At 70.3% G+C, this 26,782-nt stretch carries 25 protein-coding genes and 3 pseudogenes; 14 read left to right on the top strand and 14 right to left on the bottom strand.

All coding sequences use genetic code 11. The annotated features are described in order from the left end of the window. Positions 1-20: 20 nt before the first annotated feature. The 8 genes and pseudogenes from AAG689_RS09490 to AAG689_RS09525 all read right to left on the bottom strand — a co-directional run bounded on the left by AAG689_RS09490 (position 21) and on the right by AAG689_RS09525 (position 6,980). Complete coding sequence (locus tag AAG689_RS09490) at positions 21-995, bottom strand: Bug family tripartite tricarboxylate transporter substrate binding protein (protein ID WP_406625724.1); 975 nt, start codon at positions 993-995, stop codon at positions 21-23. A 22-nt stretch (positions 996-1,017) separates the two neighbouring features. Then, positions 1,018-1,416, bottom strand: coding sequence for a Zn-ribbon domain-containing OB-fold protein (locus AAG689_RS09495; RefSeq protein ID WP_020228175.1), 399 nt, complete (start codon positions 1,414-1,416; stop codon positions 1,018-1,020). Further along, positions 1,413-2,585 (bottom strand): thiolase domain-containing protein, encoded by a 1,173-nt coding sequence (locus AAG689_RS09500; protein ID WP_406625725.1) that lies wholly within the window; start codon positions 2,583-2,585, stop codon positions 1,413-1,415. Before AAG689_RS09500 ends, AAG689_RS09495 begins: the two co-directional genes overlap by 4 nt. Positions 2,586-2,590: 5 nt before the next feature. Next, positions 2,591-3,571 (bottom strand): Bug family tripartite tricarboxylate transporter substrate binding protein, encoded by a 981-nt coding sequence (locus tag AAG689_RS09505; RefSeq protein ID WP_406625726.1) that lies wholly within the window; start codon positions 3,569-3,571, stop codon positions 2,591-2,593. Positions 3,572-3,599: 28 nt separating this feature from the next. Next, complete coding sequence (locus AAG689_RS09510; RefSeq protein WP_406625727.1) at positions 3,600-4,400, bottom strand: SDR family NAD(P)-dependent oxidoreductase; 801 nt, start codon at positions 4,398-4,400, stop codon at positions 3,600-3,602. Between the two features lie 26 nt (positions 4,401-4,426). Next, positions 4,427-4,942, bottom strand: a complete 516-nt coding sequence (locus AAG689_RS09515; RefSeq protein ID WP_406626318.1) for a class I adenylate-forming enzyme family protein — start codon at positions 4,940-4,942, stop codon at positions 4,427-4,429. Continuing rightward, a pseudogene (locus AAG689_RS09520) lies at positions 4,919-6,063 on the bottom strand (AMP-binding protein); the annotation flags it as partial. The pseudogene AAG689_RS09520 and the gene AAG689_RS09515, both read right to left, overlap by 24 nt. Next, positions 5,988-6,980 carry a Bug family tripartite tricarboxylate transporter substrate binding protein gene (locus AAG689_RS09525; protein WP_406625728.1) on the bottom strand — a complete coding sequence of 331 codons (993 nt, stop codon included), beginning with the start codon at positions 6,978-6,980 and terminating at the stop codon, positions 5,988-5,990. The pseudogene AAG689_RS09520 and the gene AAG689_RS09525, both read right to left, overlap by 76 nt. A 90-nt stretch (positions 6,981-7,070) precedes the next feature. Between AAG689_RS09525 and AAG689_RS09530 the strand changes: the two genes are divergently transcribed. Next, entirely contained in the window at positions 7,071-8,093 is a 1,023-nt protein-coding gene (locus tag AAG689_RS09530; RefSeq protein WP_406625729.1) for a LacI family DNA-binding transcriptional regulator, read from the top strand. An 88-nt stretch (positions 8,094-8,181) separates the two neighbouring features. Here the strand turns inward: AAG689_RS09530 and AAG689_RS09535 are convergent, their stop codons facing one another. Both AAG689_RS09535 and AAG689_RS09540 read right to left on the bottom strand, forming a co-directional pair. Beyond that, positions 8,182-9,219, bottom strand: a complete 1,038-nt coding sequence (locus tag AAG689_RS09535; protein WP_406625730.1) for a DUF72 domain-containing protein — start codon at positions 9,217-9,219, stop codon at positions 8,182-8,184. Continuing rightward, entirely contained in the window at positions 9,220-9,624 is a 405-nt protein-coding gene (locus AAG689_RS09540) for a hypothetical protein (RefSeq protein WP_406625731.1), read from the bottom strand. A 78-nt stretch (positions 9,625-9,702) separates the two neighbouring features. Between AAG689_RS09540 and AAG689_RS09545 the strand changes: the two genes are divergently transcribed. The 3 genes and pseudogenes from AAG689_RS09545 to AAG689_RS09555 all read left to right on the top strand — a co-directional run. Beyond that, positions 9,703-12,081, top strand: coding sequence for a Tex family protein (locus tag AAG689_RS09545; RefSeq protein ID WP_406625732.1), 2,379 nt, complete (start codon positions 9,703-9,705; stop codon positions 12,079-12,081). A gap of 87 nt (positions 12,082-12,168) precedes the next feature. Then, on the top strand, positions 12,169-12,993 hold the full coding sequence (locus AAG689_RS09550) for an HDOD domain-containing protein (RefSeq protein ID WP_406625733.1): 825 nt from the start codon (positions 12,169-12,171) through the stop codon (positions 12,991-12,993). 27 nt (positions 12,994-13,020) lie between these two features. Then, positions 13,021-13,174, top strand: a pseudogene (locus AAG689_RS09555) (phospholipase); the annotation flags it as partial. Positions 13,175-13,234: 60 nt separating this feature from the next. On the opposite strand, the gene AAG689_RS09560 reads toward AAG689_RS09555, so the two are convergent. Beyond that, a complete protein-coding gene (locus AAG689_RS09560) occupies positions 13,235-13,867 on the bottom strand; it encodes a glutathione S-transferase (protein ID WP_406625734.1) in 633 nt (210 codons plus the stop codon). Between the two features lie 33 nt (positions 13,868-13,900). Next, the gene (locus AAG689_RS09565; protein WP_406625735.1) at positions 13,901-15,037 is read right to left on the bottom strand and encodes an iron-containing alcohol dehydrogenase; all 1,137 of its coding nucleotides are present in this window, start codon (positions 15,035-15,037) and stop codon (positions 13,901-13,903) included. A gap of 63 nt (positions 15,038-15,100) precedes the next feature. Here AAG689_RS09565 and AAG689_RS09570 point away from each other — a divergent pair, with 63 nt between their 5' ends. The 3 genes from AAG689_RS09570 (at position 15,101) to AAG689_RS09580 (ending at position 17,832) form a co-directional block, all read left to right on the top strand. Next, complete coding sequence (locus AAG689_RS09570; protein ID WP_406625736.1) at positions 15,101-15,979, top strand: 2-keto-4-pentenoate hydratase; 879 nt, start codon at positions 15,101-15,103, stop codon at positions 15,977-15,979. Positions 15,980-16,040: 61 nt separating this feature from the next. Then, on the top strand, positions 16,041-16,961 hold the full coding sequence (locus AAG689_RS09575; RefSeq protein ID WP_406626319.1) for an alpha/beta hydrolase: 921 nt from the start codon (positions 16,041-16,043) through the stop codon (positions 16,959-16,961). Positions 16,962-16,971: 10 nt separating this feature from the next. Continuing rightward, positions 16,972-17,832 (top strand): YbgC/FadM family acyl-CoA thioesterase, encoded by an 861-nt coding sequence (locus AAG689_RS09580; RefSeq protein ID WP_406625737.1) that lies wholly within the window; start codon positions 16,972-16,974, stop codon positions 17,830-17,832. 56 nt (positions 17,833-17,888) lie between these two features. On the opposite strand, the gene AAG689_RS09585 is transcribed toward AAG689_RS09580, so the two are convergent. Beyond that, the gene (locus tag AAG689_RS09585; protein WP_406625738.1) at positions 17,889-18,809 is read right to left on the bottom strand and encodes a YgfZ/GcvT domain-containing protein; all 921 of its coding nucleotides are present in this window, start codon (positions 18,807-18,809) and stop codon (positions 17,889-17,891) included. Between the two features lie 12 nt (positions 18,810-18,821). Between AAG689_RS09585 and mltG the strand changes: the two genes are divergently transcribed. The 6 genes and pseudogenes from mltG (at position 18,822) to AAG689_RS09615 (ending at position 23,399) form a co-directional block, all read left to right on the top strand. Further along, entirely contained in the window at positions 18,822-19,844 is a 1,023-nt protein-coding gene (mltG, locus tag AAG689_RS09590; protein WP_406625739.1) for an endolytic transglycosylase MltG, read from the top strand. Beyond that, positions 19,841-20,500 carry a dTMP kinase gene (tmk, locus tag AAG689_RS09595; RefSeq protein WP_020228157.1) on the top strand — a complete coding sequence of 220 codons (660 nt, stop codon included), beginning with the start codon at positions 19,841-19,843 and terminating at the stop codon, positions 20,498-20,500. Before mltG ends, tmk begins: the two co-directional genes overlap by 4 nt. Continuing rightward, positions 20,493-21,491: a DNA polymerase III subunit delta' gene (locus AAG689_RS09600; protein WP_406625740.1), complete on the top strand. Its 999-nt coding sequence runs from the start codon at positions 20,493-20,495 to the stop codon at positions 21,489-21,491. The genes tmk and AAG689_RS09600 overlap by 8 nt, the downstream gene beginning before the upstream one ends. 16 nt (positions 21,492-21,507) lie before the next feature. Continuing rightward, positions 21,508-21,866 (top strand): annotated as a pseudogene (locus tag AAG689_RS09605) (PilZ domain-containing protein). 58 nt (positions 21,867-21,924) lie between these two features. Further along, positions 21,925-22,731 (top strand): TatD family hydrolase, encoded by an 807-nt coding sequence (locus AAG689_RS09610; protein ID WP_406625741.1) that lies wholly within the window; start codon positions 21,925-21,927, stop codon positions 22,729-22,731. Further along, positions 22,728-23,399: an ankyrin repeat domain-containing protein gene (locus tag AAG689_RS09615; RefSeq protein ID WP_406625742.1), complete on the top strand. Its 672-nt coding sequence runs from the start codon at positions 22,728-22,730 to the stop codon at positions 23,397-23,399. The genes AAG689_RS09610 and AAG689_RS09615 overlap by 4 nt, the downstream gene beginning before the upstream one ends. A 108-nt stretch (positions 23,400-23,507) precedes the next feature. Here the strand turns inward: AAG689_RS09615 and msbA are convergent, their stop codons facing one another. Beyond that, positions 23,508-25,295 carry a lipid A export permease/ATP-binding protein MsbA gene (gene msbA / locus AAG689_RS09620; protein WP_024001233.1) on the bottom strand — a complete coding sequence of 596 codons (1,788 nt, stop codon included), beginning with the start codon at positions 25,293-25,295 and terminating at the stop codon, positions 23,508-23,510. Between the two features lie 190 nt (positions 25,296-25,485). Between msbA and tolB the strand changes: the two genes are divergently transcribed. After that, positions 25,486-26,739 (top strand): Tol-Pal system beta propeller repeat protein TolB, encoded by a 1,254-nt coding sequence (gene tolB, locus AAG689_RS09625; RefSeq protein WP_406626320.1) that lies wholly within the window; start codon positions 25,486-25,488, stop codon positions 26,737-26,739. Positions 26,740-26,782 lie beyond the last annotated feature (43 nt).

Here is a 26,782-nt window from a genome sequence, read left to right on the forward strand (position 1 = left end):
TGCGCGCCTGGCAATGCCGCCTACTGCACTGTCGCGCCCGACGCCTTGACCACCTTCGCCCAGCGCTCGATCTCCTGGTGCACATAGGCGGTGAAGGCGGCAGGGTCGGTCACCTGGGCCTCGGCACCCATATCGGCGATGCGCCGCAGCACGTCCGGCTGCGCGAAGATCCTCGCCATCTCGGCATGCAGCTTGTCGACGACCGGCCTGGGCAGGCCCGCGGGGCCCATGAGGCCGAACCAGGAGCGCACATCGAAGCCGGGCACGGTTTCCGAGATGGCGGGCAGGTCCGGAAAGGCCGGGTTGCGCCGGGCGCTGGTGACGGCCAGCGCACGGAGCTTGCCTGCCCGGATATTGGGGGCCGCGGCGGGCAGGTTGTCGAACATCAGGTGCACATGGCCGCCCAGCAGGTCGTTGGTGGCGGGCGCGGCGCCTTTGTAGGGGACGTGCTGGTATTTGACGCCGGTCTCCATGCGGAACATCTCGGCGGAGAGGTGCTGCGACGTGCCGTTGCCGGAGGACGCGAACACCAGCGTGTCGTTGCTGCGCGCGTACTGGATGAACTCCGCCAGGGTCTTCACCGGGAGCGATGGATGCACGACGAGCACGTTGGGAATGGACACCAGGTGCGCGATGAAGGTGAAGTCCTTCACGCTGTCGTAGGGCAGCTTGCCGACCAGGCTGGCGTTGATGGTGTGGTTGATGGCGCCCATGAGCAGGGTGTGCCCGTCGCCGCCCGCCCGGGCGACCACCTGCGTGCCGATGACGCCGCCGCCGCCCGCGACGTTCTCGACCACCATGGGCTGCGGCCAGGCGAGGCTGGCCTGGTGGGCGACCAGGCGGCCGACGATGTCGGTGGCGCCGCCCGCCGCGGCGGGCACGATCAGCCGCACGGGCTTGGAGGGGTAGGCGGCTTGCGCGCGGGCGTGAAAAGGCCCGGTGCCGGCAGCTGCGGCAAGGGCCTGCAGCAGGCGGCGGCGTGTAAAGGGTGTCATCGGTCGTCTCCTTCGTTGTGATTCATGCGGGCCGGAATACCGGCGCGTGCCGGCCCTCGGCGGTCGCGCGGAAACCGCAGCGCAGCACCATTCCGATGTGTAGATGCTCCGGGTCCGCATCGACGATGTTGGTCATCAGCAAGGGGCCCTCTGTCACCTGCACGTAGGCCAGCACGTAGCAGGCACCGGGGCGCCGGATGACGGTGTAGGTGTGGAGCACCCCCTCGCCGCCGGCCTGCTTCCAGCGGACGGCATCCGAGCGGCAATAGGGGCAGCGTGGGCGCGGGTGCCAATGGAACTGGCCGCAGCTTGCACAGTGCGGCAGCAGGAGCCTGCCCTGTTCGGCAGCCTCCCAGAAGGGCCGGTTTTCGGGGAAGGCGGCGACGTAGGGGTCGCCGGCCAGGGCGTGGGCATCGTTCATGGCAGGCGCTCCAGCAGGACGGTGGCGTGGGCGTGGCCCGCGCCCATGACGAGGCCCGGGCCGCTCGCCAGGGCGATGTCGCAGCCTGGGACCTGCACGGCGGGATGGGCTTCCCCGCGCAGCTGGCGCACGGCCTCGATGACCTTGGTGATGCCGCCACGGTTCTGCGGGTGGTTGTTGCACATGCCCCCGCCGTCGGTGTTCCAGGGCAGCTTGCCCACGCCCGAGATGAGGTTGCCGTCGGCCACGAAGCGCCCGCCTTCGCCCTTGGCGCAAAAGCCCAGGTCTTCGAGCTGCAGCGCCACCATGATCGTGAAGTTGTCGTAGACCGAGGCGTACTTCACGTCGGCGGGCGCGAGGCCGGCCTCTGCGAACGCACGCGGCCCGGTGACCGCGGCGCCGGTCTGCAGCAGGTCCAGGCGCCCGGCCTCGTTGGTGCGGATGGTTTCCGCGAACCCGCGCACACCGACCAGCGGCCGCTTCAGCGACCGCGCGATGGACGGGTGGACCAGCACCAGCGCGCCCCCACCATCGGTGATCACGCAGCAGTCCAGCCGACGCAGCGGATCGGCCACCAGGGGAGAGGCGAGCACGTCGTCCGTGGTGTACACCGTTCGCAGCAGCGCATGGGGGTTGTGCTGGGCATGGTGCGATGCGGCGACCTTGACCCACGCCAGCTGCTCCATCGTCGTGCCGTATTCGTGCATGTGCCGGCGGGCCAGCATGCCGTACATGCCGGCGACCGTCCACGCGTAGGGTTGCTCGAAGGGGGCGGCGGGGCGCTCCGGGGGAATCTGGCGGATTTCGGTGCCCGTGGCCTGGCCGCTGCTGCGCGGCTTGCCGGCCAGGGTGACGAGCGCGACGGAGCACCGGCCCTGCGCGATCGCGGTGGCGGCGTGGCCCACGTGGGCGATGTACGAGCAGCCGCCGGACTCGGTGCCGTCGATGTGCCGCAGGCGCAGGTTCATGTAGTCGGCCATCAGCGCGGGGATGCCGCCCGGCGCATCGGCGGCGCAGAAGTAGCCGTCCACGTCGTCCAGGGACAGGCCCGCGTCGGCCAGCGCGCCGTGGGCGCATTCGGCATGCAGCTGGGCCACCGACTTGTCCGGCGCATGGCGCGTGGGGTGCTCGAAGGCACCGGCGATGAAGGCGGGGTGATGGAAACCCATGGCGTTCACCGGGACGCGGCGCAGCGCTCGGGCACCGCGGCGCAGGGCAGTTTGCCGATCACTTCGCCCCACTTGGCCGTTTCGGCTTTCAGGCGCGCTTGCAGATCGGCGGGCGTGCCTGGCAGGGGTTCGTAGCCAAGCGCGGCGAGCTGCTCGCGGAAGTCGGGCGATGCCTGGATGCGGTTGAGCTCCGTGTTCAGGCGCTGCATGATCGCTGGCGGCAGGTGGGCCGGCCCGATCAGCGCGAACCAGCCTCCCGATTCGTAGCCCGGCACGGTGTCCGCGATGGGCGGAACGCCGGGCAGTAGCGCGTGGCGCCTGGTGCCGCTGACACCGAGGGCCTTGACCTTGCCCCCTTCGACCTGCGCGATGGCGCCTCCCACCACGTCGAACATGAAGTCCGTGCGGCCCGCCATCACGTCCAGAATCGCCGGGCTGCCCCCGCGGTAGGGAATGCCGTTGAGGTCGGCCTGGGCGAGCTGGCCGAACAGCGCGGCCGCCAGGTGGTTGCCCGTGCCTACGCCGGAAGACCCGTAGGACACCGTGCCGGGGTTCCTGCGGGCGCGCTCGACCAGTTCCGCGGCGCTTTTGTACGGCGCGTCGGGCGCGGTGATCAGCACGTAGTCGAAGGCGGCGTAGGTGCCGATGAAGCTGAAGGCGTTCAGGGCGTCGTACGGCAGCTTGCCCATGTGCGGCGCGATGGTGTGCAGGCTGTTGGCCGTGGCACCCAGCGTGTAGCCGTCGGGCTCGGCCTGCGCCAGCCGCTGCAGCGCGATGGCGCCCGAGGCGCCGGTGACGTTTTCCGCGACGACCTGCTGGCCCAGCGCGGTTCCCAGCCGCTGGGCCACCAGGCGCGCGGCCTTGTCGGTGGCGCCGCCGGCGGCCAGGGGGATGATCATCTTGATCGGTTTGTCGGGCCAGGTCTGTGCGCCGGCGCCCTGCGCAACGCACAGGCCGATGGCAGCGACGAGCGTCGTCCATTGCATGGGAGGTCTCCTTCAGGTGTGGGCCGCCTCAGTGCGGCAGGGTGCAGGTGATGCCGCCGTCGACGGGCATCACCACGCCGGTGACGTATTTGGATTCGTCCGAGGCGAAGAACAGCGCCGCGTTGGCGATGTCCCAGACGTCGCCCATGCGCTTCATCGGCACCGCCTGCGAGCGCGAGGTGCGCATCTTCTCCACGTCGCCGCCGAACACCGGCAGGATGGTCTGGTAGATGCGCGGGGAATCGATCAGGCCCGGCATGATGCAGTTGCAGCGGATGCCCTCGGCCGCGTGCTGCACCGCCACCATGCGCGTGAGCTGGTTCAGCGCGGCCTTCGACGATTGGTAGGACAGCATGGCATGCCCCGTCCAGCCGACGGCGGCGATGGAGGAGACATGGACGATGGCGCCGCTGCCCTGGCGCTGCATGTGCGGGATCACCGCCTTGCAGGCGAGGAAGGCGCCCCGGGCGTTGACGGCATAGACGCGGTCCCAGCTCTCCTCGCTGGAGTCCGGCGCGCCTCCGCGCACGCTGATGCCGGCGTTGTTGTGCAGTACGTCGATGCGCCCGTAGGTCTCGAGCGCCAGCGCCACCGCCTGCTCCAGCTGCCCGAAGCTGGCGACGTCGGCGCGCACGTGCACCGCCTGGCCTCCTTCGCGGCGCACCAGCTCCGCGGTGTGCGCGGCGGATTCCTCCTCGATGTCGGCGCACACCACGCGGGCGCCTTCGCGCGCGAAGGTGACGGCGGCCGCATTGCCGTTGCCCCAGCCTTCGCCGACGCAGCCTGCGCCCAGCACCAGTGCCGTCTTGCCTTGGAGTCGGTCTGCCATGGATGTCTCCTTTTTGGGGCCTGCGCTCAGACGCGCCGGCTGTGTCCTGCCCAGTAGCGCTCGCGGATCTCCCGCTTCAGCACCTTGCCTACGGTGCTGCGCGGCAGCTGCGGCCATACTTCGATGGACTTCGGCGCCTTCATGCCACCCAGGCGGTCGCGGCAGTAGGCGAGGGCGGCGCTCTCGTCCCACGGCACGCCGGGCTTGAGCTCGACCACGGCCTTCACGGCCTCGCCCCAGTGGCTGTCGGGCACGCCGACCACCGCGCAGTCGTTGACGGCCGGGTGTGCCCACAGCACCTGTTCGACCTCGCTCGGCGAGATGTTGAAGCCGCCGGAGACGATCAGGTCCTTCATGCGGTCGACGATGTAGAAGTAGCCGTCTTCGTCGCGGTAGCCCACGTCGCCGGTGTGCAGCCAGCCGTAGCGCAGGGTCTCGGCGGTCTTTTCCGGATCCTGGTAATAGCCCTTCATGACGAGGTCGCCCTGCACGACGAGCTCTCCCCGCTCGCCGGGCGGCAGCAGCCGGCCTTCGGCATCCATGACGCCCACGCGCACGAAGGGCGAGGCGCGCCCGCAGCTGGACAGGCGGTGCGCCAGGGCCGGGTCGGCGAGGGTGCGCGCATGGTCGTCCGCGGTCATGACGGTGCAGACGAAGGGCGCCTCCGCCTGGCCGTAGGCCTGCACCATGACCGGGCCGAACACCTCCAGCGCCTCGCGCAGCTTGTCCACCGACATCGGAGCGGCTGAATAGACGAAATAGCGCAGCGAGCGGTAGTCGCCCCGGCGCACGTCCGGGTGTGCGAGCAGCTTGTAGATCACCGTGGGCGGCAGGAAGACCTGGGTGACCCGGTAGCGCTCGATCGCCTCGATGATGGCTGCGGGCTCGGCGCTCGGCAGGATGACGTTCGCCCCCCGTAGCCGCAGGTGGCGAAGCACAGCGAGCCCGCCGCGTGCGTGAGCGGTGCCACCACCAGGTGCACGGGCCGCTCCTGCACCGGCATGGCGGCGTACCAGTTGGCATACATCGCCAGGTAGTTGCGGTGGCTGATCAGCACGCCCTTGGGCAGGCCCGTGGTGCCGCCGGTGCCGCGGATGGCGACGACGTCGTCGGTCTGGTCGCCGCTGCGGCAGGGCTCGGCGGACTGCGCGTCCGCCCAGGACTGCAGGCCGGGCGCGTCCGGCAGGTCGGCGTCGATGCAGACGATGCCCTTGAGCCCCGGCATGGCTTCGCGCAGCAGCGGCAACTGCGCCGCGAACTGGCTGTGCACGAAGAGGAATTCGCAGCCGCCGCGCACCAGGATGTTGGCGTTCTCCTGCGGCGCATTGCGCGCGTTCACGGGCAGCCAGATGCCGCTGGAGCGCACGATGCCCAGGATCGCGGCGAAGGTCAGCACGTGGTTGGCGCTCAGCAGGCCGACCTTGCCGCCCTGCGCCACCCCGCTGGCCTGCAGGCCGTTGGCGATGCGGTGCGACATGTCCTGCACCTGCGCGTAGCTCAAGGTGCGGCCGCCGGGCTCGATCAGGCAGGGATGGTGGGCGCCGTAGGTGGCGCCGCGGTCGAACAGGTCGATCAGTTGCATGCCCGTCACTCCGCCTTGGCGCCGCTGGCGCGCACCACCTGCAGGTAGCGCTGCCGCTCCGCCGCGATGGTGCGGCCCCATTCGGCCTCGCCCATGAAGTCGGCATCCATGCCGATGCCCTTGGCGAACTCGCGGTAGCCGTCGCCGCGTGCCACCTCGCCCAGTGCGTCGGAGAGCTTGCGCACGATGTCGCGCGGGGTGTGCGCGGGCGCGAGGAAGAAGGTGCTGGCCACCCACTCGAAGCCCGGCACGCCGGCCTCGGCCACGGTGGGCACGTCCGGGAACGACGCGGACCGGCTGGAGCCGCTGACCGCCAGCACGCGGATCTTGCCGGCCGCCAGCAGGGTCTTGGCCGTGGCGATGGCGATGAAGGAGAAGTCCACCTCTCCGGCCGCCGTGGCCACCGCTGCAGGCACCTGCGCCTTGTAGGGCACGTGCATCAACTGCGTGTTCGACAGGGTGCCCAACTGCGCGCCGGACAGGTGCTGCGAGCTGCCGTTGCCACCGGACGCATAGGCCAGCTTGCCGGGGTTGGCCCTGGCGAATTCCACCAGCTCCTTCACGTCGCGCAAGCGCGACTGGGCGGGCATGCACAGCAGCAGTTGCACGCCCCCCACCTTGGCCACGGGCACGAAGCTGTCGAGCGGGTGGTAGGGCAGCCGGGACACCATGGCTTCGTTGGTGAAGAAGCCCGTGGAAGTGATGAGGAAGGTGTAGCCGTCGGGCGCGGCGCGGGCCACGTATTCGGTGCCGATGATGCTGTTGGCGCCCACCTTGTGCTCCATCACCGTGGGCACCTTCCAGCGCTCGGAGAACTGCTGGGCGATGTACCGCGAGGACGCATCGGTCGCCGTTCCGGGCGCGTAGGGCTGCACGAAGGTGATGCTGCGCTCGGGCCACTGCGCGGCGTGCGCGGGCAGGCCGGCCGGCAGGGCCAGGGCGGCCAGAGCCTTCAGGACGGCGCGCCGCCGGGAAGGAGATGGGTTGTCTCGTGTCATGGCATTTTGTGAAAGCGTTTTCATACAATCCATCGTATGAATGCTGTGGCCATGCAGCAATACTGTGGAACGTTTTCATTCGCGTAAACCATGACTGAACGGGTATCGATCAGAGATGTCGCAGCGGCGGCGGAGGTGTCCATCGGCACCGTGTCGCGCGTGCTCAACGGCAGCGGCTATGCGAGCCAGGCGGTGCGCCAGCGCGTGCAGCAGGCCATCGCCCGGCTGGGCTACGAGCCGGACTTCACCGCCCGCCACCTGCGCACGGGGCACAGCCGCACCATCGGCTACCTGCTGCCCAACATCGCCAACCCGTTCCTGGCGATCCACCTCTCGGAGGTGGAGAAGCTGGCGCAGGGCGCGGGCTATTCGCTGTTCATCGGCAGCTCGGAGCGGCCGGCGCGCGACAAGGAACTGGTCGCCTTCTTCGAGAACCGGCGGCTGGAGGGCATCATCGCCTCGCCCTCGAACGAATACGAGGACCCGAAGGCATCGCCCTTCGGCACCACGCGCCTGCCCACGGTGATCGTCGACCGCGACCTGGGGCCCGGCTTCGACAGCGTGCTGGTGGACCACTGCCAGGGCATGCTCAAGGTGATGGAGTACCTGCTGGCCCTGGGGCACCGCCGCGTGGCGCTGTTCGCCTCGGGGCCGCGGTTGCGCCCGGGCCGCGAGAAGGTGCGCGGCTACCGGGCCGCGCTGGAGGCGGCGGGGCTGGCGTTCGACGAGCGCCTGGTGCACCTGTCCGAATCGTGGCTGGATTCGTCGCGCGAGCCCATGCAGCGCATGCTGCGGCTCGACGCGCCTCCCACGGCCATCATCGCGGTCGGCACCCAGTTGCTGTCGGGCGCCGTGCACGTGGTGCGCGAATCGGGCATGGACATCCCGCGCGACATGTCCGTGGTCGGCATCGGCACGCTGGAGACGCTGGAGCTGATGTACCCGCCCGTCACCGCGCTGCGCTACAACTTCCACCAGAGCGCCAGCGCCACGGTGCGGCTGATCCTGCAGCGCATCGAGAAGCTGGCGCCCGCGCAACCGCAGACGGTGGTCATCCAGTCGGATCTGATCCTGGGCGCGTCGTGCGGCGCCGCGCCGCCCGCGCGGCGCTGATGGTCGAAAAAGAGAGCTGCCCGCGCTTTACAGCAAAGGGATTGCGGGAGATTTCAATGTGAAATGCCCAGCCATCAAGCGTGGCCAGCTATGGATTCGATAGCTGCGCCACATGCTCCGCCAGCGTGCGTATCGTCAGCGGCGCGCAGCCTTCGGCATGGTTGCTGATGGTCACGAACGCGTTCTGCCCCCGCCCGCACACACCCGCCAGCGTGCGCGCGAGCAGCGCGTGTTCTTCGGGCGCGGGGTGGTGGATGCGGTCGTAGGGCGCGTAGAGCTTTTCCGCGTCTTCGTAGCCGTGCGGGCCGTGCACGGGGTTCAGGTTCCAGCGGCAGACCAGCGGGCCGGGCCAGAGCATGCGCAGCAGCGGCAACTGGTCCGCCAGCGGCGGCATGCGCGCGTGCATACCCAGGCAATAGGTGGCGCCCGTGCTCTTGAGCACGTCGGCGAAGTGGGACAGGTGCTCGGGCGCGAGCCATTCGGGGTCGCGCACTTCCACGGCCAGCACCGCGTCGGGCTGGTTCAGGGGCGGCTGGGCCTGGAGCATGGTGCGCAGGCGCTCCAGCACCTCGGGCATGCGGTCCAGCATCGTCCAGGGCAGCGGGCTCAACTGGAACACCAGCGCGCCGGTGAGCGCGCCCAGTCCTTCGAGCGCGGGCGCCACGAATTCCTGCGCAGCCAGCAGCGGGTTCAGGAAGGCGGGGTTGGGTTCACGTCCGCGCCCGTCCTCGCTGCGCACGAGCGCGTCGGTCACGAGGCTCGGGGCCTTGACGACGAAGCGGAAATCGCCCGGCACCTGTGCCGCATAGCGCGCGTAGTCGCTTGCTGTGAGGGGTCGGTAGAAGCTGCGGTCGATGCTCACCGTGCGCAGCAGCGGGTGCTGGGCGTAGACGGGCAGGCCCTTCTTGGCGAGCGTCTGCTCGGAATGTTCGCCTTCCCACACCAGGCCCTGCCAGCCGGGGTAGCTCCACGACGAGGTGCCCAGGCGCAGCGTGGGCGGCAGCCGCGCGGCGAGTTCGCGCAGGTCGTCGCCCCAGGCGGCGGGGTGCACGCCGGTGCGGCGCGCGGGCGCCTTCTCGGGCGGTGGAGGGGGCGGCGGCGGGCCGCCGAACAGGTCGTCCTGCATTCAGGAACCCTCGAACAGGCCGCCTTCGTTGAGCAGATCCCAGGCGATCTGCGGGCACTGTTCCATGCTCTTCTTGATGGCGGCGGGGATGGCCTGGCGCGTCTTGCGGCACAGGCCCGGCTGCTCGTGCACGAGGATGGTGATGCCGCGCAGGCTGCGCACTTCGTTGGGGCTGGTGCCGATGGTGAGCCGCACGCCGAGCTGCTCGAACAGGCGCTGCTCCATGTGGCGCAGGTCCTGCAGGCTGGCGAGGTTCTCCAGCCGCTGCACGAGGCGTTTCTCCTCCTCGCGCGTGAGGCGCAGGATGCGCACGTCGCCGCCGGGCGCCTGCATGAGCGCATCGCGCTCGCACACGCAACTGCCGGGCGGGCATTCGGTGCGGATGGGGAAGGGCAGGGCGGACATGGGCGAAGCCGGATTTTAGGGACGAGGCCCTGTGGCAAACTCCCGCGCTTCGCGTTTTTCCTCATTCCCGACAGGCACATGCAGCAGATCGTTCGGCAGTTGGCCGCAGAAATCAAGATCACCGAAACCCAGGTCCGCGCGGCCGTGGAACTGCTCGACGGCGGCGCCACCGTGCCCTTCATCGCGCGCTACCGCAAGGAGGCCACGGGCGGCCTGGACGACGTGCAGTTGCGCGAGCTGGAGGCGCGCCTGGCCTACCTGCGCGAGCTGGAAGACCGCCGCGCCGCCGTGCTCAAGGCCATCGACGAGCAGGGCAAGCTGACCGATGTGCTGCGCGCGCAAATAGCCGCCGCGCCGACCAAGCAGGAGCTGGAGGACATCTACCTGCCCTTCAAGCAGAAGCGCCGCACCAAGGGCCAGATCGCCCGCGAATTCGGCATCGAGCCGCTGGCCGACAAGCTGTTCGCCGACCCGACGCTCGATCCGCACGCGGAGGCCCAGGCGTTCTGCCAGCCCGCGACCACGCTCGACGACGGCAAGCCCGGCCCTGATTTCTCGACCACTTTCGCCGTGCTCGACGGCGTGCGCGACATCCTCTCCGAGCGCTGGGCCGAGGACGCGCCTCTCGTGCAGGCGCTGCGCGAATGGCTCTGGGCCGAGGGGCTGCTGCGCTCCAAGAAGGTGGAGGGCAAGAACGAGAACGATCCCGAGGTCGCCAAGTTCCGCGACTATTTCGACTACGACGAGCCCATTGGCCGCGTGCCCTCGCACCGTGCGCTGGCGGTGTTCCGCGGCCGCGCGCTGGAAATCCTGGAGGCCAAGCTGGTGCAGCCGCAAGAGCCCGAGCCCGGCAAGCCCAGCCTGGCGGAGGGCAAGATCGCCCTGCACCTGGGCTGGAGCCACGCGGGCCGCAAGAGCGACGACCTGATCCGCAAATGCGTGGCGTGGACGTGGCGCGTGAAGCTGTCCCTCTCCACCGAGCGCGACCTGTTCTCGCGCCTGCGCGAGGAGGCCGAGAAGGTGGCCATCAAGGTCTTCGCCGACAACCTGCGCGACCTGCTGCTGGCTGCGCCCGCCGGCCCGCGCGCGGTGATGGGGCTGGACCCCGGCATCCGCACCGGCGTGAAGGTGGCGGTGTGCGACGCCACGGGCAAGCTGGTGGAGACGGCCACCGTCTATCCGCACGAGCCGCGCCGCGATTGGGACGGCAGCCTGGCCACGCTGGGGCGGTTGTGCATGAAACACGGCGTGCAGCTCATCGCCATCGGCAACGGCACGGCCAGCCGCGAGACGGACAAGCTCGCCGCCGAACTCATCAAGTTGATGCAAAAACAGGCTCCAGCGCTTGCTGGACAAGCGCAACCAGCTATCGAAAAGGTAGTGGTGAGCGAGGCCGGCGCCTCGGTCTACAGCGCCAGCGAATACGCATCGCAGGAGATGCCCGACGTGGACGTGAGCCTGCGCGGCGCCGCCAGCATCGCGCGGCGCCTGCAGGATCCGCTGGCCGAGTTGGTGAAGATCGAGCCCAAGAGCATCGGCGTGGGCCAGTACCAGCACGACGTGAACCAGAGCGAGCTGGCGCGCACGCTGGATGCGGTGGTCGAGGACTGCGTGAACTCCGTGGGCGTGGACCTGAACACCGCCAGCGCGCCGCTGCTCTCGCGCGTGTCGGGCCTGTCGGGCAGCGTGGCCAAGGCAGTGGTGCGCTGGCGCGAGGCCCACGGCGCGTTCAAGAGCCGCAGGCAGCTCATGGAGGTGAGCGGCCTGGGCGCCAAGACCTTCGAGCAGTCGGCGGGCTTCTTGCGCATCCGCGGCGGCGACAACCCCCTGGACATGACGGGCGTGCACCCCGAGACCTATCCGGTGGTGGAGCAGATCATCGAGAAGACCGGCAAGCCCGTGGCCGAGCTGATGGGCCGCGCCGACATGCTCAAGACCCTCAGGCCCGAGCTGTTCGCGAGCGAACAGTTCGGCGCCATCACCGTGAAGGACATCCTGGCCGAGCTGGAAAAACCCGGCCGCGACCCGCGACCGGACTTCAAGGTGGCGCGCTTCAACGAGGGCGTGGAGGACATCAAGGATCTCAAGGAAGGCATGGTGCTGGAGGGCACGGTGAGCAACGTGGCCCAGTTCGGCGCCTTCGTGGACCTGGGCGTGCACCAGGACGGGCTGGTGCACGTGAGCCAGCTCGCGCACAAGTTCGTGAACGATGCGCGCGAGGTGGTTAAGACCGGCGACATCGTGAAGGTGAAGGTGCTGGAGGTGGACGTGGCACGCGGGCGCATCAGCCTGACCATGAAGCTGGACGCCGCGCCTGCCCGCCGCGACGGCCCGCGCGAGAACCGCTTCGAAGGGGCAGGGCGCGGGTATGCCCAGCCGCAGCGCCGCAGCAACGACCCGGCGCCGCAGTCGGCCATGGCGTCCGCGTTCGCCAAGTTGCAACAAGCCAAGCGTTAGGGCGACTTAATTCAGCGTCGCCTTGGGTAAACAACCGTAAAAGTTGCATGGATAATGGTCGGACCTTCTGTTCTGGCCATCCCCTCCATGGAGTTGAACGCATTGCTGGCGCAGCCTTTCGTGCTGCCCAGCCTGCCCCGCGCGGTAGCGCTGCTGATGAATGAACTGGGCGCCGCAGAACCCAATTTGCGGCGCCTCAACCAGCTCTTCGGCTCCGACCCGGCCTTGGCCGCACGCCTGCTGGAGGAGGCCAACTCGCCCGCGTTCGCCGCCCAGCGCCAGATCGTGGGCATTCCCGAGGCGCTGGCCCTGCTGGGCGTGGCGCAGCTGCGCTCGCTGGTGTCCAGCGCGCCGCTGGGCACCACCTCGCGCTCGGTGCCCGGCGTGAACCTGCAGCACTTCTGGCGCTACAGCCTCAACACGGCCAAGCTCGCGCGCTCGTTCGCCGGACTGGTGCACCACAACCAGATCGCCGCCTACACAGCCGGGCTGCTGCACGGCGTGGGCGAGCTGGCGCTGCACCTGGCCGACCCGGCGCGCATGCAATCCGTCAACACCCTGGTGGCGCCTTTAGACCCGCGCCGCGCCAAGCTGGAGCAGCACCTGTTCGGCTACAGCTACGCGCAGGTCAGCGCGGGCCTGGCCTGGCGCTGGCAGCTGCCGGAGGTGGTGGTGGACGCGCTGCGCCACCACGGCGCGCCGTTCGACAACGAGGTGTACGAGCCCCTGGCCGGCGTGCTGCACCTGGCCGCCTGGCGCGCGCGCGCCCGCGAGGCGGGGCTGGGCCAGCGCGAACTGGCCGTTTCCTTTCCCGGCGAGGTGGGCGTGGCCCTGGGGCTGGACATCGACATGGTGCTGCAGCAGGACCCGATCGACTGGACCGTGCGCCCCGATGCGGGCGACTACGTCTGAGAACGCGTCCTGATCCGGAAGCCGACGTTGAACGCGCTGCGCATCTACGCCGGGCCGGTGGCGCGCCGTCACATCGAGCGCCAGGGCCTGTCTCCGGCCGACGTGTCCGTGGTGCCGGCCGCGGCGGGCGGCCCCAAGGGGCTGGTGCTCGGCCCGCTGGACCGCTTCCTGTTTGGCCGACGAATGGCAGACCTGGCTGGAGCGGCCCGACCAGGGTCAGGTCTTGCCGATCTAGCCGGCCTCAGGCGGGCGCGCGGTACGTGCCCTCGCCATGCGGCGCGGCCTGGAACTCGGGCAAGGCCTCGGCACGTGCGGAAAGCGCCGCCAGCGCCGGGTGGCGCTGTGCGTCCACCATGCCGGGCAGCAGGGCCTGGGTGAAGTGCCAGGCCACGGCGGAGCTCACGCCCGCGCGGCCCACGGTGCCGCGCTCCATGGGAGGAGGGCGGCGCGCCGCCTCCTGCTCCAGGGCTGCGTACGCGGCACGCAGCTGCACCGCCACGCGGTCCAGCCAGGGGGCGTGCTGTTTCCCGGCGGGGCGCAGCTGCTGCTCGTACACCATCTGCACGCTCTTTTCGCAGGCCGCGAGCGCCAGCCCGTCGATGCGCAGTGCCTGCTGCAGCTCCGGCAGGGCTTCGGGCAGCAGGCGCCGGCCTGCGAGGGCCTGGGCGTATTCCAGGATCAGCGTGGAGTCCATGAGCACACCGCCGTCGTCGCACACCAGCGTGGGGGCCTTCACGACAGGGTTGATGGACTGGAACTGGTCGAAGGTGCGAAAGACCGACAGGGGGTTGTGCTCGAACCGGAGCCCCAGCAGCTGCAGCGCGATCGCCACGCGGCGCACATAGGGAGAGTCGAGCATGCCGATGAGTTGCATGGCGCGTGTCCTCGAGATGGATGGCAGCGCAGCTTACATCGACGCTTCGAGCATGGCCTCGTAGTCCTGGACGCTGGCCTCGCGCGGGTTGGTCTTGTGGCAATGGTCGGCCAGTGCGCCCTCGATGATCTTGGGGAACCAATCGCGCTGCACGCCCATCGCGGCCAGTCCGGTGGGCAGGCCCAGGCGCGCGCTCATGTCGTGGATGGCATCGGGAATATCGCTCGCCTGGTCCAGGCCCATGGCGTGGGCCATGCGCTCCAGGCGGCGTTCCTTTCGCACCGATTCGGCCTGCGCGTTGAAGCGCACCACGGCCGGCAGGAACACGGCGTTGAGCGTGCCGTGGTGCAGGCGCGGGTTCAGCCCGCCCAGGCTGTGGCTCAGGGAGTGCACGCAGCCCAGCCCCTTCTGGAAGGCCATGGCGCCCTGCATGCTGGCGCTCATCATGGCCTGGCGCGCCTCGCGGTCGCTGCCGTCTCGCGTGGCGGCCTCGATGTGGCGCCAGCCGCGCTCCAGGCCGTCCAGCGCGATGCCGTCGGCGGGCGGGTTGAAGGCGGCCGACATGAAGGTCTCCATGCAGTGCGCGATGGCGTCCATGCCCGTGGCGGCCGTGAGCTGCGGCGGCAGGCCCAGCGTCAGGCCGGGGTCGCAGATCGCGGCCTTGGGCACCAGGTGCCAGGAGTGGAAGCCCAGCTTGCGGTGGTCGTCCACGATGATGATGGCGCCGCGCGCCACCTCGCTGCCCGTGCCGCTCGTGGTGGGCACGGCGATGAGCGGCGCCGCGCGTTCGGTGATCTTCGGCGAGCCGCCTTCGATGGTGGCGTAGGTCTTGAGCGGCCCCTCGTGCGTGGCGGCGATGGCGATGCCCTTGGCGCAGTCGATGGCGCTGCCGCCGCCCACGGCGATCAGGCCGTCGCAACCCTGGGCACGGTAGACGTCCGCGGCCGCGCGCACAGCGGCTTCGGTGGGGTTGGGTGGCGTCTGGTCGAACACGGCCACGGGCAGCTCGGCCAGGGCGTCCAGCGCCTGCTGCAGCACGCCGGCGGCCTTGACGCCCGGGTCGGTGACGACCAGCGGGCGCGTGATGCCGATGCGCTCGCATTCCTGGCGCAGCAGCCGGACGGCGCCGAATTCAAATTGGATCTGGGTGACGTAGTAAATGAAAGCCATGGTGCGCGGGGAGGAAAAGTGCCATTACGATCAGCCCGCAACACTAACAGGATGGAGACACGCATGACCATGAAACAAACCCTCGCAGTGCTCACCGTATGGGGCATGGGCGTCGCCGCGGCGACAGGCGCGCAGGCCGCGTGCCTGGACGACGCGCAGGCCGGCGCGCTCGCGCAGCACTACGCGGCCAAGACACCTGCGCCCAACTTCCCCGCGCTGTCCGACGAGGACGGCGCCTGCACGCGCGCCAAGTTCAACGCGCTGCTGGCCACGCGCCTGGGCAAGGTGGTGGGCTACAAGGCTGGCCTCACGAACCCGGCCGTGCAGAAGCGCTTCAACACCGACAAGCCCGTGTGGGGCAAGCTCTACGAGGGCATGGTGCAGCCCGGCGGCTTCACGGTGGAGGCCGCCTTCGGCGCGCGCCCCCTGTACGAGGCCGACATGCTGGTGCGCGTCAAAAGCGCCGCCGTCAACCACGCGCGCACGCCGGCCGAGGTGCTGGAGCACATCGACCAGGTCATCCCCTTCATCGAGCTGCCCGACCTCATCGTGCAGGCGCCGCCGCAGCTCAACGGCGCGGGCGTGGCCGCCATCAACGTGGGCGCGCGGCTGGGCGTGGCCGGCCAGCCCGTCGCGGTGCCGCTCACGCGCGGCGAGCGCTACCGCCTGCTCGACGCGCTGGAGCGCATGGAAGTGCAGCTCACCAACAACAACGGCGAGCTGCTGGCCAGCGGCAAGGGCAGCGACATCCTCGGCCACCCGCTCAACGCCGTGGTGTGGATCGCCCAGGCGCTGCAGAAGGAAAACATCACGCTGCAGCCGGGCGACCTGGTCAGCCTGGGCTCGTTCTCCCCGCTGCTGCCGCCGCGCCCCGGCCTGAACGTCACCGCCACCTACCAGGGCCTGCCGGGTGCGCAGCCCGTGCAGGTGCGTTTCAAGTGAACCCGGGAACCCCGCATTGAAGACGACCGACCCTCTCCACCATGCGCGGCTCACGCCGCAGATGCGCAGCGTCATCGACCGCATGGCGCGCGCCGGCCGTCCCCCGCTGCACTCCCTCGCTCCCGCCCAGGCCCGCGCGGCCTACGAGGCGGGCGCGGGCGTGCTCGAAATCCCCAAGGCCGAGCTGCCGCGCGTGGAAGACCTGCGCATTCCCGCGCGCGACGGCGCGCCGCTGCCCGCGCGCCTGTACGCGCCCGTGCCGGACGCCGGCCTGCCGCTGCTGCTGTACCTGCACGGCGGCGGCTTCACCATCGGCAGCGTGGCCACGCACGACGTGCTGTGCCGCGAGCTGGCGCGCCTGGCGGGCTGCATGGTGGTGTCGCTGGACTACCGGCTCGCGCCGGAGCACCGCTTTCCCACCGCGAGCAACGACGCCTGGGACGCGCTCGCCTGGCTGGCCGCCCATGCCGGCGCGCTGGGCGCCGACGCGGCGCGCCTGGCCGTGGGCGGCGACAGCGCGGGCGGCACCCTGGCCGCCGTGAACGCCATCCTCGCGCGCGACGCGGGCCTGCCGCTGGCGTTGCAGCTCCTGATCTATCCCGGCACCACGGCCCACCAGGACACGCCCTCGCATGCGCGCTTCGCCCAGGGGCCGGTGCTGGACGAGCCCGCCATCACCTGGTTCTTCGAGAACTACGTGGCCAGCCGCGCAGAGCGCGAGGACTGGCGCTTCGCCCCGCTGCTGGCGCCCGACGTGGACGGCGTGGCCCCCGCCTGGATCGGCCTGGCCGAATGCGATCCGCTGGTGGACGAGGGCATCGACTACGCCGACAAGCTGCGCGCCGCCGGCGTGCCGGTGGAGCTGGAAATCTACCGCGGCGTGACCCACGAATTCATCAAGATGGGCCGCGCCATCCCCGAGGCGCGGCAAGCCCACCAGCACGCCGCGCAGGCCCTGCGTGCCGCTTTCCGACAGGACTGAACACTCTCTCATGCAACGCCAAGACTTCCGCTGCTTCCACCGCCTGCGCGTGCGCTGGGCCGAGGTGGACATCCAGAAAATCGTCTTCAACGCCCACTACCTCACCTACGCCGACTGCGCCATGACCGAATACTGGCGCGCGCTGGCCTTGCCCTACGAGGCCAGCATGCACGCGCTGGGCGGCGAGATCTACCTGAAGAAGGCCAGCGTCGAATACCACGCCTCCGCCCGCCTGGACGACCTGCTCGACATCGGCATGCGCTGCGCGCGCGTGGGCACCACCTCCCTGTTGTTCGAGTGCGGCGTGTTCGCAGGCGACCGGCTGCTGGTGTCCGTCGAACTCGTCTACGTCTTCGCCGACCCGGCCACGCATACCAAACGCGCCGTGCCGCCTCAGCTCCGCGCCGTGACCGAGCACTACGAGGCCGGCGGCGAAGTGGTGGAGCTGCGCGTAGGCGACTGGACCACGCTGGGCCGCGACGCCGCCCGGCTGCGCACGGCGGTGTTCGTGCAGGAGCAGGGCATCGCCCCGGAGCTGGAGCTCGACGCGCTGGACGCCACGGCCGTCCACGCCGTGGCCTACAACCGCCTGGGCCTGCCCGTGTCCACCGGCCGGCTGCTGCAGCCCGCGCCCGGCGAAGGGCGCATCGGCCGCATGGCGGTGGACCGCGTGGTGCGCGGCCAGCGCTGGGGCCGCATGGTGCTCGACGCGCTGGTACAGGCAGCCCGGGCGCGCGGCGACGCGCTGGTCACGCTGCACGCGCAAAGCAGCGCCGAAGGCTTCTACCGCCGCGCGGGGTTCGAAACGGAGGGCGCGCCGTACGAGGAAGCGGGCATTGCCCACGTCACCATGCGCAAGGCCTTGCCGTAGCTTCTATTTTGATAGCTTCCAGCGCTTGCCTGAAAAGCGCTGGAGCCCATTTTCATTCAAATATCTTCGAGCAGCGCATAGGGCAGCGGCAGCAGCGCGAGTGCGTGTCCGCCGGCCTGCAGCGCGCCGCCCGCTGCCGCGATCTGCAGCGACACCAGCGCGTCCGTGCCGCCGCCCGGCGCGCCGGCGGCCTGCACCACGGTGCCCACGGGCTGCTCGGCATCGCCCTGCGCGAACACCTCGGCGCCCGCCGCCACGTCGCCGCCCAGGTGGGCCACATAGGTCCGGCGCTTGAGCGTGCCGCGGAACTGGCTGCGCGCCACGACCTCCTGGCCGGGGTAGCAGCCCTTCTTGAAGTTCACGCCGCCGACGGATTCGTAGTTCAGCATCTGCGGCACGAAGGCCTCCACGACCGGGGCGGTGAGCGTGGCGACGCCGCTGCGCACCTCGCTCCACAACCACAGGTCCTCGTCCAGCGGCGCGCCCTGCGGCGCCGGGCTGCCCGCAGGCGCCACCCACAGCGCGCGCGGCTGACCGTCGGCGGGGTAGAGCTGCACCACGGTGGCGTCGCCCACATCCGCACGGCTCCAGGGCTCGCCGCCCGGCGGCAGCACGGCGCGCGCCGCGTCGCCCGCCAGGCCGCAGAGCCGGAAGTCGGCCGTGGCGTCCGTCAGCTTGGCCTTGGAGCGCAGCACGAACATGGACAGCCGCTTGAGCGTGGGCGCCAGCAGGTCGCGCGCGCAGATGAGCAGCACCTCGGCCGGGCCACGTTCGGCCGGGCCGCGCTTGAAGCCGATGAAGCTGGCCTGCATGCGGCCCTTGGGACTGAGGTAGGCGGACAGGCGGGCATGCTGCATGCCCAGCAGCGCGAAATCCTGGGTGAGCTGGCCGTGCAGGAAGGCCGCCGCATCGTCGCCGGCCACGCGGATCACGCCCAGGTGGGTCAAGGGGGCGATGCCATTCAAAGGGTAGGTCATTGCTGAATTATCATGCCCGGCTCCATTCATAAAGACAGCAGGGTTGTGCGCCGTTTCTTCGTTCTGGTGTTGTTGATCGTGATCGCCGCGGGCGCTGCAGCGGCCTGGTGGCTGCAGGCGCCGCTGCCCGTGCGCGCGGGACCGGCGCTGGAGCTGGAGATCGAGCCCGGCACCACGCCGCGCGGCGTGGCCCGCGCGGTGGTGCAGGCGGGCGTGCAGACCGATGCGCGCCTGCTGTTCCTCTGGTTCCGCCTATCGGGCAAGGACCGGGAGATCAAGGCCGGCAACTACGAGATCCCGCCAGGCACCTCGCCCTATGGGCTGCTGCAGAAACTCGTGCGCGGCGAGGAACTGCTGCGCGCCGTGACCCTGGTCGAGGGCTGGACCTTCCGCCAGGTGCGCGCCGCGCTCGCGCGCGCCGAGAACCTGAAGCCCGACACCCAGGGCCAGAGCGACGAGGCCGTCATGGCCGCGCTGGGCCGTGCGGGCGTGCCGGCCGAGGGCCGCTTCTTCCCCGACACCTACACCTACGCCAAGGGCAGCAGCGACCTGGCCGTGCTGCGCCGCGCGCTGCACGCCATGGACCGGCGCCTGGAGGCCGCGTGGTCGCAGCGCGCGGGCGACACGCCGCTCAAGTCCGCCGACGAGGCGTTGATCCTCGCCAGCATCGTCGAGAAGGAAACCGGCCGCGCCGAAGACCGCGCCGAGATCGCGGGCGTGTTCACCAACCGCCTGCGCGTGGGCATGCTGCTGCAGACCGATCCCACGGTGATCTACGGCCTGGGCGAGAAGTTCGACGGCAACCTGCGCCGCCGCGACCTGACCGCAGACACGCCCTGGAACACCTACACCCGCGCGGGCCTGCCGCCCACGCCCATCGCCATGCCGGGCAAGGCGGCATTGCTGGCGGCCGTGCAGCCCGCGCCCACCAAGGCGCTGTATTTCGTGGCGCGCGGCGACGGCACCAGCCACTTCAGCAGCACGCTGGATGAGCACAACCGTGCCGTCAACCGTTATCAGCGAGGGCAGAAATGACGTCGGGCCTGTTCATCACCTTCGAGGGCATCGACGGCGCGGGCAAGTCCTCCCACATCGGAGAACTCGCCCAGGTTCTGCGCGATGCGGGCCGCACCGTCACCGTGACGCGCGAGCCCGGCGGCACGCCGCTGGCCGAAAAGCTGCGCGAACTGCTGCTGCACGACGCCATGGACCCGCTGACCGAGACGCTGCTGGTCTTCGCCGCGCGGCGCGACCACCTGCGCTGCGTGATCGAACCGGCGCTGGCGCGCGGCGAGGCGGTACTGTGCGACCGCTTCACCGACGCCACCTTCGCCTACCAGGGCGCGGGGCGCGGCTTCGACCTGCGGGTGCTATCGGAGATGGAGCGGCTTGCGCAGACAGGGCTTGGCCCGCGGGCCGATGCGATGCGCAACCCCGACCTGACGCTGTGGTTCGACGTAGCGCCCGAAGTGGCGGCCGAGCGCTTGGCTGCCGCGCGCGCGCCCGACCGTTTCGAGGCCCAGCCCGTGGAGTTCTTTGCGCGCGTGGCGCAGGGCTACGCCGACCGCGCCGCCGGTGCGCCCGGCCGCTTCGCGCGCATCGACGCCGCCCGGCCGCGCGACCAGGTGGCCGCGCAGATGCTCGCGGCCGTCGCCGCGCGCGGCTGGCTGCCGGGAGTGGCGCATGGGTGAGGCGGTGGCTCCCTGGATCGCAGCGCAGCGCCAGGCGCTGCTGGCCCAGCGCGGCCATGCGTGGCTGCTGCACGGCCCTTCGGGCCTGGGCCAGTACGCGCTGGCGCTGGAGCTGGTACGCGCCTGGCTGTGCGACGCGCCCACCGGGCACGGCGCTTGCGGCCAGTGCGCGAGCTGCCACGGCGTGGACGTGCGCACCCATGCCGACCTGTGCGTGCTGATGCCCGAGACGCAGATGCTGACCCTGGGCTGGCCCCTGCCCGAGAAGGCGCAGGGCGAGATCGACGACAAGAAGCGCAAGCCCAGCCGCGAGATCCGCGTGGAGGCCATGCGCGATGCGGTGGAGTTCGCCCAGCGCACCAGTGCGCGCGGGCGCGGCAAGGTGGTGCTGGTCTACCCGGCCGAGCAGATGAACCACGTGACGGCCAACGCGCTGCTCAAGACATTGGAGGAGCCGCCCGGCGACGTGCGCTTCGTGCTCGCCACCGAGGCTGCACACGAACTGCTGCCCACCATCCGCAGCCGCTGCCTGGGCCACACCATGCTCTGGCCCCAAGCGCAGGACATGCAGGCGTGGCTGGCGGGGCAGGGCGTGGCGCAGGACGCGGCCGACGCCTTCCTGCGCGCGGCAGGCGGGCGGCCCGACGACGCGCTGGCCCTGGCCCGCTCCGGCCGCAGCCCGCAGGCCTGGGCGCTGATTCCCAAGGCCGTGGCGCGCGGCGACGTGTCCGCCTTGGCCGACCTCGATCCGCCGCAGGCCGTCGATGCGCTGCAAAAGCTCTGCCACGACCTGCTGGCGCTGCGCGTGGGCGCCGCGCCGCGCTACTTCGCGCAGGCCGACCTGCCCGCCCCGCCGGGCGTGGGGCCGCTCACGCGCTGGGCGCGGCTGCTCACCAAGGAGGCGCGCACCGCCGAGCACCCGTTCAACGCCGGCCTGATGCTGGAGTCGCTTGTGGCGCAGGCGCGCCAGACACTACACTCGCGCCATTGACCTCCATCCACGCCCCATGAGCAGTCCCTCCACAGCGCCGCGCCCGAGCGTCATGCAGCTCAACATCAAGGAGAAGGCGGCGCTCTATGCAGCCTACATCCCCTTCTTCGAGGACGGCGGCATCTTCATCCCCACCCCCGCGAGTACAAGCTGGGCGACGACGTTTACGTGCTGCTCACGCTGCCCGACGACCCGCAGCGCTACCCTGTGGCCGGCCGTGTGGCCTGGGTGACGCCGGCGCGCGCGGCGGGCAACCGCACACAGGGCGTGGGCATCCAGTTTCCCAAGGACGACAAGTCGCGCCAGCTCAAGCTCAAGATCGAGGAAATCCTGGGCACCAGCCTGGCCTCGGACCGGCCCACGCAGACCATCTGACAGCACTCCCCCGCACCATGCCGACCGCGCGCCGGTCGGCATTTGTTTTTTCACCGCCATGTTCGTCGATTCCCACTGCCACCTGAACTTTCCCGAGCTGGTCAGCCAGCTGCCCCAGATCCGCCAGGCCATGCAGGAGGCGCAGGTGGACCGGGCCCTGTGCATCTGCACCACGATGGAGGAATTCCCCGCCGTGCACGGCCTGGCCAGGGCTTATGACAACTTCTGGGCCACCGTGGGCGTGCACCCGGACAACGAGGGCGTGACCGAGCCCGGCGTGCAGGACCTGGTGGAGCGCGCCGCGCTGCCGCGCGTGGTGGCCATCGGCGAGACAGGGCTGGACTACTACGGCATGGAAGACCGCAAGGGCGGGCGCAGCGTGGCCGACCTGGAGTGGCAGCGCGAGCGCTTCCGCACCCACATCCGCGCGGCCCGCGCCACCGCCAAGCCGCTGGTGATCCACACGCGCAGCGCGTCGGCCGACACGCTCGCCATCCTGCGCGAGGAGGGCGAGGACGGCCCGGGCAACCGCGCCGGGGGCGTGTTCCACTGCTTCACCGAAACCGCCCAGGTGGCGCGCGCGGCGCTGGAGCTGGGCTACTACATCTCGTTCTCCGGCATCGTCACCTTCAAGAACGCGCAGGACCTGCGCGACGTGGCCGCCTTCGTACCCCTGGACCGCCTGCTCATCGAGACCGACAGCCCTTACCTCGCCCCCGTGCCGTACCGGGGCAAGACCAACAATCCGTCGTACGTGCCTTACGTGGCGCGGCAGATCGCCGAGGTCCGGGGGCTGTCCGTCGAGGAAGTGGCCGCCGCCACCAGCCGCAACTTCGAGCAACTCTTCCTGAAGGAGCCCGCATGACCCGCCGCCGCACCACGCTCGCATGGCTGGCCCTGGCGGCTGTGGCCGGAGCGGCCCGCGCCGGCGCCTATGAAGACTTCTTCCGCGCGGTCGAGCTCGACAACGGCGCGGCCATCACCGGGCTGCTGCGCCGCGGCTTCGACCCCAACGCACGCGACCCCAAGGGGGAGCCCGCGCTCATCGTGGCGCTGCGCGGCGAGTCGTACAAGGCCGCCATGGCGCTGATCGCGGCCAAGGGCCTGAAGCCGGAGGAGCGCAACGCCAAGGACGAGAGCGCGCTGATGATGGCGGCGCTGCGCGGCCACCTGGAGGCGGCCCGCGCGCTCATCGCGCGCGACGCCGACGTGAACAAGACCGGCTGGACGCCGCTGCACTACGCCGCCTCGTCCACCGCGGCGCAGGCGCCGGACATGGTGGCGCTGCTGCTGGAGCACCATGCCTACATCGATGCCGCCTCGCCCAACGGCACCACGCCGCTGATGATGGCCGTGCGCTACGGCACGGCGGATACCGCGCGGCGGCTGGTGGAGGAGGGGGCCGACCCCACACTCAGGAACCAGCTCGGCCTGACGGCCACCGACTTCGCGCGGCAGGCCGACCGCGCCGACATGGTGGAGCTGATCGCCGAGGCCATGCGCAAGCGCCAGCCCAACCGCGGCAAATGGTGATGCTTCCGATTCGATAGCTGCTTGCGCTTCCCAGCCAAGGGGTTCAGGGCGATTTATTGCTGAATGCCTTGCTGGACCCGCGCGGCCAGCTATGATTTTTGCATTGGCTCAGGCGCCGCCGGAGCGCGCCTGCAGCCGCGCATACAGCCCGCCGGCGGCCACCAGCTCGGCGTGCGTGCCTTGCTCGGCGATCTGCCCGCGCTCCATCACCACCACGCGGTCCGCGTGCTCGATGGTGGACAGCCGATGCGCGATGACCAGCGTGGTGCGCCCGCGCATCAGGCGCTGCAGGGCCTCCTGCACCAGCCGCTCGGATTCGGTGTCGAGCGCCGACGTGGCTTCGTCGAGGATCAGGATGGGCGCGTCCTTGTAGAGCGCCCGCGCGATCGCCAGCCGCTGGCGCTGCCCGCCCGAGAGCTGCGTGGCGTTGTGTCCCACGACGGTGTGGATGCCCTGGGGCAGGGCGGCCACGTGATCGGCCAGGTTCGCGGCGGCCAGGCACTCGCGCACGCGCTGCTCGTCGATGGCCGCGCCGGGCGCCGTGCCGAGAGCCACGTTGGCGGCGATGCTGGCGTTGAACATCACCACGTCCTGGCTCACCAGCGCGAACTGCGTGCGCAGCGCGCGCAGGTCCCAGTCCTGCACCGGCACGCCGTCCAGCAGCACCGCGCCGGCGCTGGGCGCGATGAAGCGCGGCAGCAGGTTCACCAGCGTGGTCTTGCCCGCGCCCGAGGGGCCAACCAGCGCCACCACCTCGCCGGGGCGGATGGCCAGGCTCACGCCGTTCAAGGCGGGCGCCTGCTCGGCGTTGAACGCCACGGACACGTTCTGCAGCGTGATCGCTCCTTCGGCGCGCGCGGCGCGGTGGCTGCCGCTGGATTCGGGCTCGGTCTCGCCCAGCAGCAGCAGGCCGCGCTCCAGCGCCGCAACGCCGCGCGTGATGGGGTTGGCCACGTCGGCCAGCCGGCGGATGGGCGCGATCAGCATCAGCATGGCGGCGATGAACGCGGCGAAGCCGCCCACCGTCACGTCCTGCGCGCCGGCGCCGCGGCTTTGCCACAGCGCGATGCAGATCACGGCCGACAGCGACACGGCGGCCAGCAGCTGCGTGGTGGGCGTCATCGCGGCCGAGGCGATGGTGGACTTGATCGCCAGGCGGCGCAGGCTCTGGCTCAGTGCGCCGAAGCGCCCGGCCTGGTCCTGCTGCGCGCCGTGCAGGCGCACCATGCGGTGGGCGAGCACGTTTTCCTCCACCACATAGGCCAGGTCATCGGTGGCCTGCTGGCTGCTCTTGGTGATCTTGTAGAGCCGGCGCGAGAGCGTCTTCATGATCCAGGCCACGCCCGGCACCATCACCGCGACGATCAGCGTGAGCTGCCAGTTCAGGTAGAGCAGGTAGCCCAGCAGCGCCACCAGCGTGAAGCCGTCGCGCGACAGGCCAAGCAGCGCCTGCACCAGCGCGTTGAAGCCGTTCTGCACCTCGTAGACCACGGTGTTGGACAGCGTGCTGGCCGACTGCCGGCCGAACAGGGCCATGTCGGCCACCAGCAGCCGGTCGAAGAGGGCGGTGCGCAGGCGCAGCATGCCCTCGTTGGCGATGCGCGCCAGCGCGTACTGCCCGGTGAACTGCGCCAGCCCGCGCACGAAGAACACGCCGACGATGGCCAGGGGAACCATCCACAGGTCCAGCGATCCCTCGGTGAACCCCTGGTCCAGCAAGGGCTTGAGCAGCGCGGGAATCAACGGTTCGGTGACCGCCGCGACCAGCGTGGCGAGCACCGCCAGGCTCCATGCCAGCCGCTGGTGACCGAAATACACATGCAGGCGTCGCAGTCGTGTCAGCAGCGGAAGAGGCCGTGCGGCAGCCGCCGGCGCGCTATGATTCGGGTCTTGCATGAGGGGCGGATTCTACGTTTCGGTGGTGGCTGGCGTGCACAGTTTGTCACAGCGCACGCTACGCTATGTGTAACATGCGAGGCTCTGTTTGCCGGCATTTCACGGTTATTCGATGGTTGCCAATGTCTATTGACCGCTCCCCTTTCCCCCTTCCTTCTCCGCGGCCCTGCCGCAGCCTTCCCGGCGCACTCTGGTCGCCGCGCTCGCATCCACTCCCGCATTGCCCGCCCTCGCGCAGTTCCGCGTCGAGATCACCGGCGTGGGCCTGACGCAGTTGCCCATCGCCCTGGCGCCGTTCCGCGGCGAGGCGCAGTCGCCGCAGAAAATCTCGGCCATCGTGCAGGCCGACCTGGAGCGCAGCGGGCGCTTCGTCGGCGTGGACGCATCGGGCGTGGCGCTGGACGAATCCTCGCGCCCCGATGTCGCCCTGTGGCGCCAGCGCAAGGCCGACGCGCTGGCCTCCGGCAGCGTCACTCGCCTGGCCGACGGCCGCTTTGATGTGCGCTTCCGCCTGTGGGATGTGGTCAAGGCCCAGGATCTGGGCGGCCAGAGCTTCGTGGTAACGCAGGCCGACCTGCGCCTGGTGGCCCACCGCATCGCCGACTTCATCTACGAAAAGCTCACCGGCGAGCGCGGCATCTTCTCCACGCGCATCGCCTACGTCACCAAGGTCGGCGCGCGCTACAGCCTGTGGGTGGCCGACGCGGACGGCGAGAACGCGCAGTCGGCGCTCTCCAGCCCCGAGCCCATCATCTCGCCGGCCTGGTCACCCTCGGGCGGGCAACTGGCCTACGTGTCGTTCGAGTCGCGCAAGCCCGTGGTCTATGTGCACGACGTCTCCACCGGGCGCCGGCGCCTGATCGCCAATTTCCGCGGCTCCAACAGTGCGCCGGCCTGGTCGCCCGACGGCCGCACTCTGGCCGTCACGCTCAGCCGCGACGGCGGCTCGCAGCTCTACACCATCGACGCGAACGGCGGAGAGCCGCGCCGCCTCATGCAAAGCGGCGGCATTGACACCGAGCCGGTGTTCTCCGGCGACGGCCGCAGCATCTATTTCGTGAGCGACCGCGGCGGCTCGCCGCAGATCTACCGCGTGGCGGCCTCCGGCGGCGGTGCGGAGCGCGTCACCTTCAGCGGTTCCTACAACATCTCGCCCAGTATCAGCCCCGACGGTCAGTGGTTGGCCTACATCTCCCGCTCCGGCAACGCCTATAAGCTCCATGTGATGGACCTGAAATCGGGCACCGTGACCGCCCTCACGGACACCACCGCCGACGAGAACCCCAGCTTCGCGCCCAACAGCCGGCTCATCGTGTACGCCACGCAGCAGCAGGGCCGCGAGGCGCTCATGACCACCACGCTGGACGGCAAGATCAAGGCACGCTTGGCCGGGCAGGGCGGAGACATCCGCGAACCCGATTGGGGCCCGTTTCAGAAGCAGTGATCCCTATCCCAATACAAACAACCCGCTCTTCAGGAGAGTCACC

Origin of the sequence: Acidovorax sp. SDU_ACID1 (genome assembly GCF_045291395.1) — a bacterium.
Classification (GTDB): Bacteria; Pseudomonadota; Gammaproteobacteria; order Burkholderiales; family Burkholderiaceae_C; genus MR-S7.

Coding starts and splice junctions, on each gene's coding strand:
- mltG (WP_406625739.1), top strand. CDS start 18,822: ATGCCCGGCTCCATTCATAAAGACAGCAGGGTTGTGCGCCGTTTCTTC.
- AAG689_RS09575 (WP_406626319.1), top strand. CDS start 16,041: ATGCGCAGCGTCATCGACCGCATGGCGCGCGCCGGCCGTCCCCCGCTG.
- AAG689_RS09530 (WP_406625729.1), top strand. CDS start 7,071: ATGACTGAACGGGTATCGATCAGAGATGTCGCAGCGGCGGCGGAGGTG.
- AAG689_RS09615 (WP_406625742.1), top strand. CDS start 22,728: ATGACCCGCCGCCGCACCACGCTCGCATGGCTGGCCCTGGCGGCTGTG.
- AAG689_RS09600 (WP_406625740.1), top strand. CDS start 20,493: ATGGGTGAGGCGGTGGCTCCCTGGATCGCAGCGCAGCGCCAGGCGCTG.
- AAG689_RS09570 (WP_406625736.1), top strand. CDS start 15,101: ATGACCATGAAACAAACCCTCGCAGTGCTCACCGTATGGGGCATGGGC.
- AAG689_RS09510 (WP_406625727.1), bottom strand. CDS start 4,400: ATGGCAGACCGACTCCAAGGCAAGACGGCACTGGTGCTGGGCGCAGGC.
- AAG689_RS09495 (WP_020228175.1), bottom strand. CDS start 1,416: ATGAACGATGCCCACGCCCTGGCCGGCGACCCCTACGTCGCCGCCTTC.
- AAG689_RS09610 (WP_406625741.1), top strand. CDS start 21,925: ATGTTCGTCGATTCCCACTGCCACCTGAACTTTCCCGAGCTGGTCAGC.
- msbA (WP_024001233.1), bottom strand. CDS start 25,295: ATGCAAGACCCGAATCATAGCGCGCCGGCGGCTGCCGCACGGCCTCTT.
- tmk (WP_020228157.1), top strand. CDS start 19,841: ATGACGTCGGGCCTGTTCATCACCTTCGAGGGCATCGACGGCGCGGGC.
- AAG689_RS09565 (WP_406625735.1), bottom strand. CDS start 15,037: ATGGCTTTCATTTACTACGTCACCCAGATCCAATTTGAATTCGGCGCC.
- AAG689_RS09505 (WP_406625726.1), bottom strand. CDS start 3,571: ATGCAATGGACGACGCTCGTCGCTGCCATCGGCCTGTGCGTTGCGCAG.
- AAG689_RS09525 (WP_406625728.1), bottom strand. CDS start 6,980: ATGACACGAGACAACCCATCTCCTTCCCGGCGGCGCGCCGTCCTGAAG.
- AAG689_RS09535 (WP_406625730.1), bottom strand. CDS start 9,219: ATGCAGGACGACCTGTTCGGCGGCCCGCCGCCGCCCCCTCCACCGCCC.
- AAG689_RS09550 (WP_406625733.1), top strand. CDS start 12,169: ATGGAGTTGAACGCATTGCTGGCGCAGCCTTTCGTGCTGCCCAGCCTG.
- AAG689_RS09515 (WP_406626318.1), bottom strand. CDS start 4,942: ATGGATGCCGAAGGCCGGCTGCTGCCGCCCGGCGAGCGGGGAGAGCTC.
- AAG689_RS09580 (WP_406625737.1), top strand. CDS start 16,972: ATGCAACGCCAAGACTTCCGCTGCTTCCACCGCCTGCGCGTGCGCTGG.
- AAG689_RS09545 (WP_406625732.1), top strand. CDS start 9,703: ATGCAGCAGATCGTTCGGCAGTTGGCCGCAGAAATCAAGATCACCGAA.
- AAG689_RS09490 (WP_406625724.1), bottom strand. CDS start 995: ATGACACCCTTTACACGCCGCCGCCTGCTGCAGGCCCTTGCCGCAGCT.
- AAG689_RS09560 (WP_406625734.1), bottom strand. CDS start 13,867: ATGCAACTCATCGGCATGCTCGACTCTCCCTATGTGCGCCGCGTGGCG.
- AAG689_RS09585 (WP_406625738.1), bottom strand. CDS start 18,809: ATGACCTACCCTTTGAATGGCATCGCCCCCTTGACCCACCTGGGCGTG.
- AAG689_RS09500 (WP_406625725.1), bottom strand. CDS start 2,585: ATGGGTTTCCATCACCCCGCCTTCATCGCCGGTGCCTTCGAGCACCCC.
- AAG689_RS09540 (WP_406625731.1), bottom strand. CDS start 9,624: ATGTCCGCCCTGCCCTTCCCCATCCGCACCGAATGCCCGCCCGGCAGT.